The 15349-nt window shown below is 55.2% G+C and carries 14 protein-coding genes; 3 read left to right on the top strand and 11 right to left on the bottom strand.

The features are described 5' to 3' along the window. Positions 1-5 precede the first annotated feature (5 nt). The 3 genes from AC5DDB_RS17600 to AC5DDB_RS17610 all read right to left on the bottom strand — a co-directional run bounded on the left by AC5DDB_RS17600 (position 6) and on the right by AC5DDB_RS17610 (position 1086). The gene (locus AC5DDB_RS17600) at positions 6-365 is read right to left on the bottom strand and encodes a DUF3467 domain-containing protein (RefSeq protein ID WP_491741056.1); all 360 of its coding nucleotides are present in this window, start codon (positions 363-365) and stop codon (positions 6-8) included. Between the two features lie 196 nt (positions 366-561). After that, complete coding sequence (locus AC5DDB_RS17605; RefSeq protein WP_491741057.1) at positions 562-771, bottom strand: DUF5989 family protein; 210 nt, start codon at positions 769-771, stop codon at positions 562-564. A gap of 24 nt (positions 772-795) precedes the next feature. Next, the gene (locus tag AC5DDB_RS17610) at positions 796-1086 is read right to left on the bottom strand and encodes a hypothetical protein (RefSeq protein ID WP_491741058.1); all 291 of its coding nucleotides are present in this window, start codon (positions 1084-1086) and stop codon (positions 796-798) included. 219 nt (positions 1087-1305) lie between these two features. Here AC5DDB_RS17610 and AC5DDB_RS17615 point away from each other — a divergent pair, with 219 nt between their 5' ends. Next, positions 1306-2487 (top strand): DegT/DnrJ/EryC1/StrS family aminotransferase, encoded by a 1182-nt coding sequence (locus AC5DDB_RS17615; protein ID WP_491741059.1) that lies wholly within the window; start codon positions 1306-1308, stop codon positions 2485-2487. A gap of 95 nt (positions 2488-2582) precedes the next feature. Here the strand turns inward: AC5DDB_RS17615 and AC5DDB_RS17620 are convergent, their stop codons facing one another. From AC5DDB_RS17620 to AC5DDB_RS17645, 6 genes are read right to left on the bottom strand one after another with little or no spacing between them, the layout of a single operon-like run. Then, positions 2583-3878 carry a DUF58 domain-containing protein gene (locus AC5DDB_RS17620; protein ID WP_491741060.1) on the bottom strand — a complete coding sequence of 432 codons (1296 nt, stop codon included), beginning with the start codon at positions 3876-3878 and terminating at the stop codon, positions 2583-2585. Further along, positions 3875-6004, bottom strand: a complete 2130-nt coding sequence (locus tag AC5DDB_RS17625; protein ID WP_491741061.1) for an ABC transporter permease subunit/CPBP intramembrane protease — start codon at positions 6002-6004, stop codon at positions 3875-3877. The genes AC5DDB_RS17620 and AC5DDB_RS17625 overlap by 4 nt, the downstream gene beginning before the upstream one ends. Next, positions 6001-6744 carry an ABC transporter ATP-binding protein gene (locus AC5DDB_RS17630; protein WP_491741062.1) on the bottom strand — a complete coding sequence of 248 codons (744 nt, stop codon included), beginning with the start codon at positions 6742-6744 and terminating at the stop codon, positions 6001-6003. Before AC5DDB_RS17630 ends, AC5DDB_RS17625 begins: the two co-directional genes overlap by 4 nt. A 29-nt stretch (positions 6745-6773) precedes the next feature. Next, complete coding sequence (locus AC5DDB_RS17635; RefSeq protein ID WP_491741063.1) at positions 6774-7379, bottom strand: ClpP family protease; 606 nt, start codon at positions 7377-7379, stop codon at positions 6774-6776. Positions 7380-7428: 49 nt separating this feature from the next. Continuing rightward, positions 7429-8247 (bottom strand): enoyl-ACP reductase FabI, encoded by an 819-nt coding sequence (locus tag AC5DDB_RS17640; protein ID WP_491741064.1) that lies wholly within the window; start codon positions 8245-8247, stop codon positions 7429-7431. Positions 8248-8268: 21 nt separating this feature from the next. Further along, positions 8269-10008, bottom strand: a complete 1740-nt coding sequence (locus AC5DDB_RS17645) for a Type 1 glutamine amidotransferase-like domain-containing protein (RefSeq protein WP_491741065.1) — start codon at positions 10006-10008, stop codon at positions 8269-8271. Between the two features lie 303 nt (positions 10009-10311). Between AC5DDB_RS17645 and AC5DDB_RS17650 the strand changes: the two genes are divergently transcribed. Further along, positions 10312-11127 (top strand): hypothetical protein, encoded by an 816-nt coding sequence (locus tag AC5DDB_RS17650; RefSeq protein WP_491741066.1) that lies wholly within the window; start codon positions 10312-10314, stop codon positions 11125-11127. A gap of 434 nt (positions 11128-11561) precedes the next feature. Beyond that, entirely contained in the window at positions 11562-13004 is a 1443-nt protein-coding gene (locus tag AC5DDB_RS17655) for a trypsin-like peptidase domain-containing protein (protein ID WP_491741067.1), read from the top strand. A 14-nt stretch (positions 13005-13018) separates the two neighbouring features. Here the strand turns inward: AC5DDB_RS17655 and AC5DDB_RS17660 are convergent, their stop codons facing one another. After that, entirely contained in the window at positions 13019-14437 is a 1419-nt protein-coding gene (locus tag AC5DDB_RS17660; RefSeq protein WP_491741068.1) for a phosphoglucose isomerase-related protein, read from the bottom strand. Positions 14438-14760: 323 nt separating this feature from the next. Further along, entirely contained in the window at positions 14761-15282 is a 522-nt protein-coding gene (locus AC5DDB_RS17665) for a hypothetical protein (RefSeq protein ID WP_491741069.1), read from the bottom strand. Positions 15283-15349: the final 67 nt, after the last annotated feature.

A 15349-nucleotide genomic window follows, 5' to 3' on the forward strand; every position in this document is an offset into this window, starting at 1 on the left:
ATCAACTATTGTTGCTTCACGCGTTTGCGGACATCGGTTTCCAGAACGCCGAAGGCTTGCTCGTGACGTTGCAACGCCATGCTCAATGCGCTCAACAGACGCTTGGCGGTGTAGTGGTTCATGATGATCCGTTGCGAAACGTTGACCGTTTGTTGGCCGGTCGCGTACGGTTGGGGGTTCAGACCCAAATCGAGAATCAACTCTTCCGGCGTGCTGGAGACGCGACAGAAGTTTGAGTACGCGGCGATCACGTTTTCGTCTTTGACTTGGATCGTCGTTTGAGCCGTTTGGGCTTGTTCGGCGGGGACCGGTTGGGTTGGCTCAGAGTGTTCCACTGTTTCTTCCGGGTTTTGTTCGTCGGCCATGTTGCCTCTCCTCAGGATTGCGTCTGGTTTTTCGTATCCAGCAGTTGACTCGTTATAACAGTCGTCAATCAGGTGTTCAACATTCTGAACGTGCCGATTAGCCTGCATTTCCACAATTTGAACCGGAGAGAGCACACAGGGTTTCTCTATCCCCCGCATCTTCACAATCCAAGACAATCGTCGCTGCAAAGATGACTTAAAAGAGAGGATAAATGAACGGTGCTGCCACCGAACCGGACAGCATGACTAACACCCCGAACAACAGCAGCGAGATTAGGATCGGTAACATCCACCACTTCTTGTTCTCACCGAGGAACAATAGAAACTCGGCAAAGAAACCGGGCGGCCGCTCGTTGGCAGCTTGTTCAAAGGGTGTGACTTCCGAATCGTCTGTGGGGTTCTTCATCGGAATGATCGAATCCGCAGGAGGCTACTTCCGGGGACGTTTTTGCTTGGCGACTTTTTTCCGCTCGGCTTCCTCGCGTCTCTCCTTGCCCTTGCGGTAGGCGAATGGCAACCAAATTACCGCTGCACCGATACCGGTCAGAGTCCCAATCCCCGTGCCGAGTTTCTCGACTTTCGCTTGCGTGACCCGGTTGGGAGCACTTTTATCGATCGTCAAGAACATCACCAGCAATCCGCCGCCGATCATGACAACGAACCAGATGGCGGTCAGCACAAATAACTTCTTTATAGATGCGGGTTTCTTCGGCTTGGACATATTTGTTCTCAGTGTAGTGAGGAATTGATTCCAAACATTTTACCGAACTCCAAAACCAAATCCCAGCAGTGGCCGGAAAGAACGTCTCGGCGAAAATTGATATGTGCGGTGCATCCACGGTCAAAACCATCTTGACACAAAATTCAGAACCGCATAGTTTCCGGCCCTTCTCTCGCCTTATTTCGGCTTTTCGACATCCTGATGCGAATGGAGTCGCTGATGGCTCAGGGTTCTCAGTACGCACCGACACCGGTTCCGTTGATCGATTTGGTCGCTCAGTATCAAACGATCGAACAGGAAGTTCAAGAAGCGGTTCAAGCCGTCTTCGCCAACCAATCTTTCGTGCTCGGCGACAACGTCCTCGAGTTCGAACAGGAAATCGCAAAGTACTGCGATAACCGACACGCGATCGGTTGTGCCTCCGGAACGGATGCATTGATCTTAGCGTTGATGGCGCTCGACATCGGTCCCGGTGATGAAGTCATCACGTCCCCGTTTACGTTCTTCGCCACCGCGAGTTCGATTCACCGCGTGGGAGCGACACCGGTCTTTGTCGACATTGAACCGGACGGTTTCAATCTCGACCCGGCTCAGGTTGAAGCGGCCATCACCGAGCGGACCCGTGCCATCATGCCGGTTCACTTGTTCGGTCAAACGGCCGAGATGGAACCGCTGTGGCGTTTGGCCGTCGAACACAAATTGAACATCGTTGAAGATGCCGCTCAAGCGATCGGGGCCGCCTATCGTGGTCGTCGTACCGGAGTGCTGGGCACGGTGGCATGTTTCAGTTTCTTCCCGACGAAAAACCTCGGCGGTGCTGGTGACGGTGGCATGGTCACCACCGACGACGCCGACCTCGCCACACGACTTCGCAGCTTGCGTGTTCACGGTGACGTCGGGCGGTACGAGCACATCGAAGTCGGATTGAACAGCCGACTCGATGCGCTTCAGGCAGCGGTTTTGCAGGTCAAACTGCGACATCTCGATGACTGGTCAGAGGCGCGTCGTGACAATGCGGCTCGATATGAGGAACTGTTCGAGCAATACGGTTTGACCGACATCGCCACCCTGCCACCGACATTGCCGGACCGGACACACGTCTATAACCAGTACGTCCTCCGAGTCCCTGGAGACGGCCGACGAGATGCGTTGCTAAATAGCCTCCGCGAGCAACAAATCGGAGCAGCGGTTTACTATCCAAAGGCGTTGCACCAACAAACCTGCTTTGCCAGCTTGGGATACAAAGCCGGTGATTTCCCCGAAGCCGAGCGGGCATGCCGGGAAGTCCTCGCGTTGCCGGTTTACGCAGAGCTGACCAACGAACAGCAAGACCGCGTCGTCGAAGGCATTGCGAACGCCTGCGGACGGCTGGGCTCGAACTCCGTTCGTCGCGCCGCATAGAAGATCGGGAAACGAGTCCTAAGAAATTTTAAGCCCCCGTCCGACCGAGTTTTGGTCAGACGGGGGCTTTGTCATTTTCTCGGTTTGAACGCGTTCTATAAATATTCGATCCCGCCGGATTCAACCTGGGCCGGCGTGAACTGCGGGCATTGGCCGAATTCCGGATCGTCCAACGGCAACGTGGTTGGTCCGTTGCGAACGATCACACGTTTGAGTTGGCAGCCCGCTTCCTGTGCCGCCCGCGCAAGATCGCGTCGCGATTCGTCCCAGTCCAACAGTACGCAAATGACTGTCGAAATCTGCCCGAGTTCATCGACGATTCTCGGAGTGATTTTTGCGAGTGGATTCTCCCGGGTCGCTTCTACACACGAGAGGATTTCCAACAGGTTTTCGAAGTGAGCCAGATTGCGACCGGACCGAAACGCGTACAATTCCGGACCGGCGGCGAAGAGATCGATCAGGTACTCTTCGCGTCCCAAGGCGTCGGCGATCGAAGCCGTGAGACTGATGGCAGCTTCCAACTCGGCGTATGTTTCTGGGCCGTCTTCGTGCGGGAAGTACCATTCATGGTCCCACTTTTTGAAGCCGATCCAAAACTTTCGCGGAGTAACGTGCGTGTCCAGCACGACGGCCACCCGGCAATAATACTCCTCTTGATACTCCCGCAGCACCGGTTGCCCGGTGCGTGCCCACGCACGGAAATCGATCCGCCGTACAGGTTCGCCGGGCACGTAGTCGCGGTTGCCGATGTACTCCGAAGACTCTCCCACCCGCGAGGTCAGCGCGATTCCGCCCGGTTGATGACGCGTGTTCGCCGGTACGTCGAGATCCGTCAACGGGTAGAACTTGGGCACCACCAGCAACGGCGGTAGTTGCGTCCGCGAAGACCCGCTCCGAAACAGGTGGAACGGGAACGAACTGTAAGCCCGCAATTCTTTGAGTTGATGCAATCCCCGGCGATGGGCTTCAATCGTGATGGGCAAGTCCACAGAATCTGTCGAGCCAATCGCGATGGTCGAGACCTCATGATCAAGATGTTTGAGCGTTCGGGTAAGATCGATGAAGCCCACGGAAATATCGAACGCGGGCCATCGGGAACGATTAGTCACACGGACCCGCCCTTTCACTGATTCCCCGACGGAAACACGACTTGGGAGGGTGACGTCCAACCGCACCCGCGGGCGGAAAAGCAACCCCACGAGAAACGCCAAAATCAGCAAGGCTGACAAAGCCGAATACGTGAAGAAAATCGGCACTTGAATGGTAATCAGCCCAAAGGATGCGAAGAAAATACACCCCAAGAGCATTCGCCCGGTGAGCGTCATCTTGAATCGCCAGAAGTCCCAGACGAATCTTGGGACAATCAGTCGATTGAGCCAATGCCGACTCATGCCGTCGCATCCTTTCCGCGATTGCCAAACCACACGAACGCACACCCGACGGCCGTCCCCAATAGCGAACCAACCAGCCACTCCGTCGGCAGATGCGATTGTTCAATATTCCCCAAGCCCCACCCGGTCAGTTCATCGCGGAACGACGCAATCGTGAGTAGAGTCGAGTTGTGAATACAGTGCATGACAATCGACGGCAAAACACTCCCACTCGACCACGCAACCCAACCTAAGATCAGCCCCATAAGTGTGCTCGGCAGCAAGCGTTCGGGAGCCGCTCCACCGGCAAGCACGATATGAAACACACCGAACGCGACTGCAGCCGCCACAATACTGCCCCGCCCCTTGGCCTGCGTCTGGATCCCGGACATAAAGAAGCCGCGGAAAAAAATCTCCTCGCAAACCCCGGGCAAAATTCCCAAGCAGAACACCACAATAGGCAACGGAATCGCTTTCCAAGCGAGTAACAAAGACTCGACTTGCTGACGTTTCGCTTCTTCGAGTGATGCGAGCGTCCAACTTTGAAGCGAGACGACGAGTTCAAACACCCACGGCCAACAGCTCAGTCCCAATAGCACAACACCAAGCCAAGTGAGTGGTGATGCCCTGTGAAGTCCGAGTCCGCTCGAAAGCCGGACACGTCGCCAAATCATGACGACGATCGGAACGACCGCGAACAAGGTCACTGTGAGAATCCCGGACGAGACCAAACGGACGATCATCGAAGTCCCTGCGAACCGACCGAGCAAGCCAGACGCTACGAAAAACGCGGGAAACAAGGCGGCCATCGTCATTAAGACGGTCGCACATTCCGGGCGAGTTTGTTCGGAGTCCGGGCGTTGCATCAAGTCGTTCCAACCGCCACGACTACCCACCGCGACTGCGTCCGCACCAAAGACTTTCGCCGCCATCGCGAGTGCCGCCACCGAATAAAGCAACGTCGAAACCGTCGCCACCGCAGCCGGCAATAACGTGGCAGTGCCTTCGAACAACCCCCGTGCGAGCAACAACATATTGATCACCGGCACGATGGATGTGGTCTGATTCAACTGCCAACCTGGTAGGAAAATGATGAGCCCCGGTGTGAGCGAAACTAACAACAAGGGAATCAGATATGCTTGAGCCTCTTTGAAACTCTTGGCGGAACTCGTCAGCACCAAGAGGACGGCGGAGTAAAACACCGCGAATACGCACAGCACCCAGAACAACTGAAGGCCCAGCACCAGCGTTAAACCTTGCTCGCCGAATAACGTGTTCTCAAGCGACAATGCGAACACTGTCGCAGTCATCGCGACAAGATTCATCACACCCGTCATCAACGTGACGGTCAAGACGGCGACGAACTTGGCAATCAGAATCCGAAACTTCGGGATCGGCATTGCCATCAGTGTTTCCATCGTGTCGCGTTCACGTTCACCGGCAGTGAGATCGATCGCCGGATACACCCCGCCCGTTACCGTCATCAACAGCAATACCAGCGGAAGCAAACCGAGAATTGCAGACGTCGACTCTTTGCCTTCGATCCATTCCGTCCGCTGCGAGAAAGGACGATCGAAATTCCGATCCACTCGTTTGACAACTTGCGTGAGGAGATCGAGTTCGAGCACACGAAGCCGATCTTCCACATACGCGGCGGCATCCTGGCTGTACTTCGAATTCGACTTCTGAATGAACGTAATTACCGCGGAATTGTCTCGGCGATTTTCGTCAAAACTCACCCGCACGCCCAAGTCGGCTTGGCCATTGACGATGTTTTCCCGCAATCCACCTCCGCTGGGATCTTCCAGCATCATGTATTGCACGGTCGCCGTGTTCTTCGTGGGTGACTCGGCTTGGAGCAGTTCCTCGCCGCGTTCGAGCACGTCACGCAACCAGGTCGCTTCCTCTTCGGTCGCCAAACCGATCCGAACTTCCGGATTCTCTTGTGCGATTTCCTGAACGGCCAAGAAGCGAAACCCCAGCCCGAGCATGGGGTACAGTAAAATCGGCATCGCCAGTAACGTGATGATCGTCCGTCGATCCCGCAACGTCTCGCGGAGTTCCTTGGTGATCAACTCGCGTTGCAAGAACGAATTGAGATGTCTTCCGTCGGTGGCGTCGTCCGACTCGGGAGGCAGCGCGGTCATGAGTCGGCACCTGGGTTATGATCACTCTCGAGCAACATCAGAAACATCTCAACCAGCGAACCTCGTCCGGTTTGCTCGGTCAATTCGGGGAGTGTGCCCTCGTATCGCAACCGTCCGCGATGCAACAAACCGAATCGGTCGCACAATCGCTCGGCTTCATCGAGTTGATGAGTCGACACAACGATCGCTTTCCCCTGACTGCGAAGCAGGGCCGCATATTCGAACACGACCTGCGAACCCACGACATCCAAACCACGCGTCGGTTCGTCGAGCAGTACCACTGGCGGATCGTGTACCAACGCCCGAGCGAGATTCACTCGTTGTTTCTGACCGGTGCTTAAAGTGGCACAACGACGATCAAGAAACCGCCCGAGGTCCATCAGTTCGGTCAACGTCTCGGTACGTTCCTGAATGCGACTGGCGGATAAGCCGTATGCAGTCGCGAAATAATGCAACATCTCCCGTGGCGTGAGCCATTGATACAGCCCCGCGCTGGCCGACACCAAACCGATCTGGCGTTTGACCATCATCGGTTCCGTGGACACCGAACGCCCCAGAATCGAAGCGTCACCACGAGTCGGTTCGAGCAATCCGAGCACCATCCTCAATGTGGTCGTTTTACCGGCACCATTCGGGCCCAGTAACCCATAAACTTCGCCACCCGTGACCGACAGCGATAGGTCTTCGACGGCCACAACGTCGTGCCCATAGTATTTTGTCAGACGATTCAGCGTGATCATGCACGGCCATCAGAGAAAGGAGTTTCGGGTTAGAGCTGCTTCCAGATGTCGTCGTCAAAGAGGTTCACCATTTTTGCAAGACCGGCTTCGACCAACTCAGGCCCAGTGATGAACCGCCCCGGACGGGTCCATTGCTGCAATTGATCGAAATCCATTCCGAACAACCGAGCTAACAACTGATCGAGATCGACTTCCAACGTTCTGAAATGTCTGGCCCATTCGACGGCTTCTTCGTAACGCACGTCTTCATCGCTCTGCCATCGAATCGGATGAAACAACAACGTGGAATGCGGTGTTACGTAACGCTGTTGACAGGCGGCGAATGGAAACAAGGCGGCGGAAGAACATTCGCCCGCCACCACTCCAATCGCCTGCAACCCGCGTAAGCGGATCAAACTGGCCAACCCGAGTCCGGTATAGACATTGCCGCCATTGGAATCGAAATAGATCAAGCCACGACTTCGCCGTGGTAGTTCGACGATCCGACTAATCAAGTCCGACTGCCGATCACTCAGGTCACCACACAGCGTGATTTCCCATTCCGAGTTTTGCCGATGGGCGGGTGGAAAAAACGTGGTTGTCGGGTCGAGGCTGGATGTCCGACGACGACGGGGAAATCGAGGTGAAGTCGACATATGAGATTCGAAAATCGTCCAAGTTAAGAAATGAATTGCGAGCGTAAGGCTACTTCGCCCCGTTTTGGTAAGCGGTGACGATGTCCTTGTCGAAGTAATTGACCGACATGCCGGCGTCGATGACTAACCCCTGCGTATTGATACCGGACGAACGCGGGCTGAGCAGGAACGCCACCGTGTTGGCAACCTCCTCCGTCTGGACGGCTTCCCGTCGAAGTGTCGCTTGTTCGGCGAATAAGTAGCTATCGACATACCCCGGAATTCCCGCCGACGCACTTGTCTTCAACAACCCCGGACTCACCGCATTGAACCGGACCTTCGAATCCGTCGAAAAGGACTTCGCCAAGAAACACAATGACGAATCGAGAGCCGCTTTCACGGGTGCCATGAACCCGTAGTTTTCGGCGGCCATTCGCGTTGTCGAAATGGAAATCGCGACCACACTCCCGGTTTCGGGATCGAGCATGGGCCGAAACGCATTCGAGACGGCAAGCAGCGAATAACAGGACACATCGACGGCTTGCAGAAATGCGTTTCGTGGTGTTTGTTCAAACGGCAATGGACCAGCGGAGTAGTCGGCAAACGCCACCGAATGCACGAGTCCTTGAAGTTTCTCACCGTCGAGTGTGTTTGCGACATCGATTTGGAGTTGTTCAATCTGCTCCGGATATTCGAAATCGCAGACGAACACCGGCGAGTCGCCGACGAGTTTTTGGACTGACTCTTTGCGAGCGGGTGAGCGAACGGAATACAACACCTTTGCCCCGGCTTCCGCGAGAACTTTGCCAACGTGGAACGCCACGCTCTTGCGGTTTGCCAATCCGAATACAAGTACCGGTCGCCCGGCAAGTTGAAGAAAATCTGACACGCTGATTTGTTTCCTAGAATCCTACTGATTTCTTTGAGACTTCAAGTTCCGTGATGCCGCCGGTTCCGCGACGGCAGGTTGTTTTTCGTCGAGGATATGTCGCCTGAGTTTGAGGTCGTAGCGGTCCCCTGCTTCAAGTTTTGTCACTCGGACCTGGCGAGTGCTTGCATCGATCGGATCCGCGTCGAGGAAGAAAACGTGATGATCCCCGAGCACCGTCGCAACATGTCCGCGAACCATAATAGCGGTCGCTTCGTCAATTCCGATACCGAGAAACTGTGGGTACGTTTTCACGAGTTGCAACAGATCGTCAAACCGGTTCCGCTGCGAAAAATGCTGATCGATCGCGACACCTGGCAGGAAACCGAAACCGCGTTCGTAACCTTCGGCCATGATGTCTAAATTGCCCAGCGGGTTAGCGCGGGCGAGGTATTCCCCTTGAATGGAGGCCCCCGCCGAACTTCCACACACGACACCGCCGCGTTTCAACACCGCATGAAATTCGTCCACGGCCGGCGAGCCTGCGTACGCATCGACAAATCGCCATTGTCGACCACCGCCGAACCACAAGCAGTCGGCCTCACGAATGGTCTTCAAGTACGCTTTGCGACTGACTTGCTCGTGTCCGACCTGCGGAAGCACGGTCACGTCGAGCGCCCCGAACTGGGGAAAAAATCGAGGCACTCCCGACCGCATCGCAAGCAGTTCGGGCACAGCAGTTGGTAACACCACGTACTTCGCATCCGGTCCACCGGCGGCATCGATGATCGCTTGCACGATGTCCTTCGGCATTCCGCCCCCGCCAATAATGACCAAAGTCCCATTGGGGACCTCAGGCACACCGGTCTTCACAGGCGGAAAATCGTTAGTGTGACGTTCATGAGCCGAGCGGCGTAATGCTGTCAGATCGACCACGCGATTCGGCGGAACTTGGGCTGACATCGCCGGACGCTGCGAAGACTTCGCCAGTGACACTGTCACAGGATCCGTTCCAAGCGTGTAGATCGTCCGCCCACGATCCAGATTCCCACCACCGTACGCACGACGATTCCGGAGATCGAGCTGGCCGGGATCACAGCCGACCAACAAGGCGGCATTCGGCGGCAATGAATAACCGACGTGACCGCCCATAACACGGAGATCACTGGATGTTTGATCGATGTCAGTTCGAATCATCGAATCCGGAAGTAGATCGAGCCCGGCGACGCTATCTTGGTCATTAAGTTGCACTCGTGAACCGATGAGCTCAGCACCGCGACCGATACCGGCGACCACACCACCACGTTTCAACAACTCCTTTAGGGAAGCTTCAACGGGTGAACGTGCAAAAGCATTCAATAGGGAGTCCCGCGAACCGTCGAGTATCCAAACGCCCGTCACGGTTTTGAGTCGCTCGAGAAGTTCCTCATCGTTTCGCGTCACCCGCTTGTCGGGTTGCGAAATCGTAACGTCTTTCACCCCCTGTTCTTTCCAGAAACGCAAGATGGCGAGCGGATCGATGGGGTTGTCATCGGCGAGTCCGGTCAGCACAGCGACTTTGGCTTGCTCTGCACCACCAGCCAATTCCAGAAACCGCCGGACCGAATCTTCGTCCGCTGTTTGTCCGCCGTGTAGCAAGATGCTTCCCGAGATGCCACGCGGATTGAAGGGTTTCTCCTCCGCGACCGCTTCGAACTTCCCGAAGCCAACGATCGACATCACCAAGACGAAATACCTCAGTGACACATTGCCCGAACGGAGCCTGGGGAAATCCAAATTCATCGATGATTCCGGAGAAATGGCACGGTATTTCCTAGTTAAAGCCAACCGGGGCATACCGTGTCCCGAATTGACTGGGACTCATTCAAGTTGTGTTTCCGGTATACCGCATTCGACCGACGGTTCGCAACGCGGCAACCGTTGGCCGTATATTTTACCTGACCACGTCAGCCTCACCGGAACGGGTTTCGAATGTCATGGAATCGACATGATCCGACCGTGGGCCATTGACAAAAGTCGGTTTGTGAAGCATCGTTACTGTTGAGGATGTAGTTTTCCTCGGATTCGAAAAGATGGGAACGACTGATGAGCGAAAAACCTCATTCTATTCACTTCGCATTCCTGGCTGCTTGCGTGCTTGGTTTGAGTTCGGCTGCGCACGCACAGAAACCGGCTGCCGCCGAAAAAACCCCGGCTCCCACGAGCATCTCCGCCCCCGGTGCCCCAGAGTTTTTGACGGCTCTCGAGAACGAAACCGATCCGTCTCCGTCCGATCCTGATAGCTCCAATACCGATGGTACCAACACGGAAGAAACAGAGACCGAAGTGGAGACCGAGACCGCCAAAAAGGTCGTCGCTCCGGCAACGCAAACCTCTTCCGACCCGATGGAAACCGTTGTAACTTCGGATGCAGAGACGATTACCATCACGGAGTGGACAAACTTGCTGGCGGACCTTCGTGAGCTGCGAGCGACCATCGCAGAGTTAAATCAAAAAGTCGATGGCTTGCAGAAACAGAACGCCGATCTTGTCCTGCTGAAGGATCAGGTCCGAACGCTGGAAAAGGCGAATCAGGACTTGCGCGATGAGTTGCAAACGCTCTCGACGAACGATCCCACAGCGACCCTACTTACCGATGCCAAGCAACGAATGGAGTTACGTCGGGCGCTCAAGGTCAGTGCGGAAGTGCGGCTGTACAACTGGACGGAACGATCTGCACGTATGAACGTTAATGGTACGTGGCATGAGTTAAAACCGGGGTTGAACACCATCGCGGTCCCTTATGGTCCGGTCACCATGCATCGCTGGACCGCCGGCACACCTCGCAGCTTCGACCGCTGGAAAGAAGACGGCGATACGCCTTACATGGCCTTCGACGTCGGTCTACCACCCTCGAAGTAACATTGCGACCATCGGTAATCTGTGAAAACCGATGGTCTGGCATGCCGGTTGCATGGTAGCTTCGTAACGGTTGATCGTCGGCCAATTGACTGGGATGATCCGAGTTTCTCCTGGCCTGAACAACGCGGCAACGTCACGGATCGACATTGTCTGTTGTAAATTGATCGCCGATTCTTGGACAATTTACAATCGGTCGAGTGAAAACTTGGCCGTTCGGGCAAGGAGGCCTGGACCATGAATCAATCTCTCAGTTTTCTCGCGTTGGTCAATCCAATTCCCGATGTCCTGCATCGACCATTCTGGCAGTGGAAGTATGTGTTCTGCCTCACTTGGGCTTGAACCGAATCTTGCTTCCCATCACGCGATTTCACGTTCGCTGATATCGCATGGCACTTCTGCCCGAACCTCTTCGACATCGATCCAGGAGTTGACCGATGAACGCTCTTGCACTCATTGTGCTGTCCGCTATCAGTGCGGAACCGGCAAACAGCCGCGGAGTTCTTCTCGATTTCACCGCGACTTGGTGTGGCCCTTGTCAGCAGATGAATCCTGTTGTTTCTCGATTGAAACGCCAAGGATATCCCATTGTCAAAGTCGATATTGATCAGCGTCCCGATCTGGCCAAGAAATACAATGTCCGCAGTATTCCCGCCTTTGTTCTAGTGATTGACGGCAAAGAACGGACACGTTCGGTTGGGATGACGGCGGAAGCACAACTCAAGCGAATGCTGACTCAAATTCCGACCGGACCGCCACCGACCCGCGAACGAAAAGCCCCTGTGCAGGTTGCTAGCAGTGAAGGAAAGACTCGCGCAGCAGCCGATTCCAAATCTTCGTTCGATTTCCCGTTCCCGGCCCCGTCAGAGAATCGTCCGCCTCAGGGAAAACCTGTTGAAATGGCGGCCGCGACAACCATTCCGCTGGAGAAAACAACAACGACTCCGTCGCAGCCTGCTGGCAACGATCCCTTGCTCTGGAGTGTTCGGATTCGACTACAAGATGAGCAGGGCGTGAACTTTGGTTCGGGAACGGTTGTCGGTCAAGACGGCGACCGTTTTTTGATTTTGACCTGCGGCCACCTATTCCGCACCCTGAGCAGCGAAGCCGTTATCGAGGTCGACGTTTTCCAGAACGGCACTGTCGACACGATTCCTGGTGAGTTGATCGACTTCGATCTCGACGCCGACGTCGGTCTGCTTTCGGTCGTCAGTGAGAAACCATTGCCGCAAACTCAGATCGCCAGTTTCAACACGGCGTTGCAAGTTGACCAGGCGGTCACAAGTGTCGGTTGCGGCGGTGGCGAAAATCCGTCCGTGCAGAATGTCCAAGTCACCGCGTTAAACCGATACGACGGCCCTGCGAACGTCGAATGCACCGGAACGCCAATTCGCGGGCGATCCGGTGGCGGGCTGTTTTCCAGCGATGGTCAAGTTGTCGGCGTTTGCATCCGCTCGAACTACAAAGAGCATCGGGGATTATACGCAGGGTTGGAAGCGATTCATGGATTGCTTCGTCGTTGCGGCTACGGTCAACTTTTTGAAGACCAACCCATCGGCGAGACACAATTGGCCTCACACACGGACCGTAACAATTTCGTCGGCGAAACCCGGAATTCGCTCACACAAGCCAGCCAAGAATCAGAAATTCCCGACGCTCTAAAGAACGTCGGGAATGCAGAAGTGATTTGTATCGTACGACCGCTCAATCAACCAGAGGCCCAAAGCCAAGTGATTATCATCAACCAGGCGAGCCCACGATTCGTGAGCTACCTCACCGATGAAGTGAACCGAAGTGGCAGCGGTCATTCAGCCAAACCTGTCGGCCCTCCAGATTCATCGAGCGAGTTCGGACCGTCCCCATTTGAGTTCGGCAACTGAAACGGTCTTTCACCTCAACCGTTTTCCAGATTTTCCTTCATGAACTTCTTGTAAGCCTCGACTCCCGGTTGGCCATAAGGGTTGATGTCGATGAGTTGCCCTTCCAACACCGTGGCGAGCATGAACATCTGAAATGTCTGGCCAATGTGGTAAGCGTCGAGTTTTGGCATGATCAAGTCTGCGGTCGGTCGCTCGACTTCGCGATACGCTTGATTGGTGCCTTCGATCGCCGCCCGCAAGAATCGCGGCATCGTTTTGCCTGCGTGTTGATTAAGCTCGTCTTCGTTCCGTGTCGCTTTGGGAAGTGCGAGCGGATCGCTACTTGGTTCTTCGGCAATCAAGTTCGTGAATAATTTGTCGGGACAACCTTCCTGATGTTGCTGCCCGCGGCTATGCAAGTCACGTGTGTTGACCACCGTCAGCGGCAACGCGCCTTGATCTTCCTTCCCAAGACTTTCAGCCAACAACTGATCATACCACAAACCAACTGATTCCAGTCGAGCCCCCCAAGTCGTGAGGACTCGCGTCATCAAGCCCTGGTTCTCCGCAATGTGACAGACGGCGGTATAGTCGAGAACGGGGTTCTCGTTCGGACCTGCAGTGCGGAACTGATCGGTGATATCGGCCGCTCCCCGTAATAGCTCGACGATATCGATTCCCATCACCGCCGCCGGCAGCAATCCGACCGCGGTCAGCACAGAAAATCGACCGCCGATACCATCGGGAATCGGGAAAATCGTTGGGTAGCCACGCTCATTCGAAAGACTTCGCAGCTTGCCGGTTTCGCCCGTAATCGGAATCACCAATTTCCGGCTGTCTTCCGAATCGGCACCGTAATAGTTCTCGAGCGCTTGCCGGAACAAACGGAAAGAAACCGCGGTTTCGAGTGTGCCTCCAGATTTACTGATGACCGACAACGCCCAACGTTGATCACGGTCAGATGTGTCTTTGCAGGTCGCGCTCAACAGATCGAGCAAACCGGTCGTCGTGTCGTTGTCGAGATTGTTTCCCTCGAAATAAATTCGCGGGATCGTCGTCTCGCCGGATTGCCGGGAGGCACTTGGCAACTCGTTGTGATAAGGCACGCACAGCGATTCGAACATCGCTCGCGCGCCCATGTACGAACCGCCAATTCCCAAAATCACGAACCGGTCCGCTTCGGCTTGAATCGCTTTGGCGGCTTGTTGAATCTGCCCGACAAGCGAGCCGTTCGGGTCCGCTTCGTAGTCCGCTAACCGTTCTTTCGGCCACATCAGGAAACCGGCATCGAGCGGTGACTTGCCGGTTTCCTCTTCGGCCCCTGAACCTTTCTCGGCCCACAACTCGGCATCGCGAAACACTTCGGTGCGTTTCTCGAGGAGTTGGTTTTGTGCGTCTTGAACTTGGTCTTCCGGCAACACTTTGAGTGCGTCGGTGGCATCATAACGGAGCATGGGTCTCCCTCGCAGGAAAGTTTCGGCCGGATGGGTGATTCACGTCAACTAGAACGTGTTTTGTTTGTGGATCGCGTTTGCAACTAGGCAGGTCCTAGTGTCAGCCGCTCCACTTAAACTCGACACGATCTAGCATTCCAAACCGCGAGGCATTGTAACGACGTCGCTTCAGTGAATGTAGTCAGCGGACATATTCCAAACCGCCACAAAACCACTCCGACTGAAACCCAAGTCCGCTCGTTTGCGTCCGAGACATTGACGAGCGAGTCGTTATCGACCGGTTGCAACGAGGCAGAGACCACTCCGATCAGAAGTTCCGTTCGCTAATAAGAGAGTGTCACGATTCGACCAGGAATCATGCGAACGACGCGAGAATCTTCACCGACGCCAGGATCACCATCGAATGCGATGACCTCATAAATATGAGGAACGCCTGGCGTCAATGGCCGTTTGCTTTTGAAGTGCCAGACACCGTCGCGATCGCGGAAGCCTTCGAAATCGACCAACCCGACAACATCGACGTATTTCGCCGTCACGCCTTCGATCTCGATTCGTGCTGTGCGTGGGTGTTCGTCGCGGGGGATCAATGCCGAGGGACGAGCGTACGTTTGCCCAAGAGTTCCCGGTGGCGGCATGGTGGTCCAGGCTTGCGGACGTGGTTCTGTCCAAGAGGGCGGCGGACCGTTATGCGGGACAGGGTTATGTTCTACTGGGCCAGACTCCCAAGACGGTTCCGGCGTTGGAATCAAGCCATGAGGATAAGGTGGCGGGTCAGCAGCAGCGGCAGTGCCAAACAAAAAGCCTGTGAGTATCAAGGTCGAAAGACTGGTCCGTAGTGACGGCATGCGGGATCTCCGAATTCGGTTGGGGCGAATGTGCAACGCTATCGCCGTGACACCCAAACGTATCACT

This window comes from Thalassoroseus sp. (genome assembly GCF_984380535.1).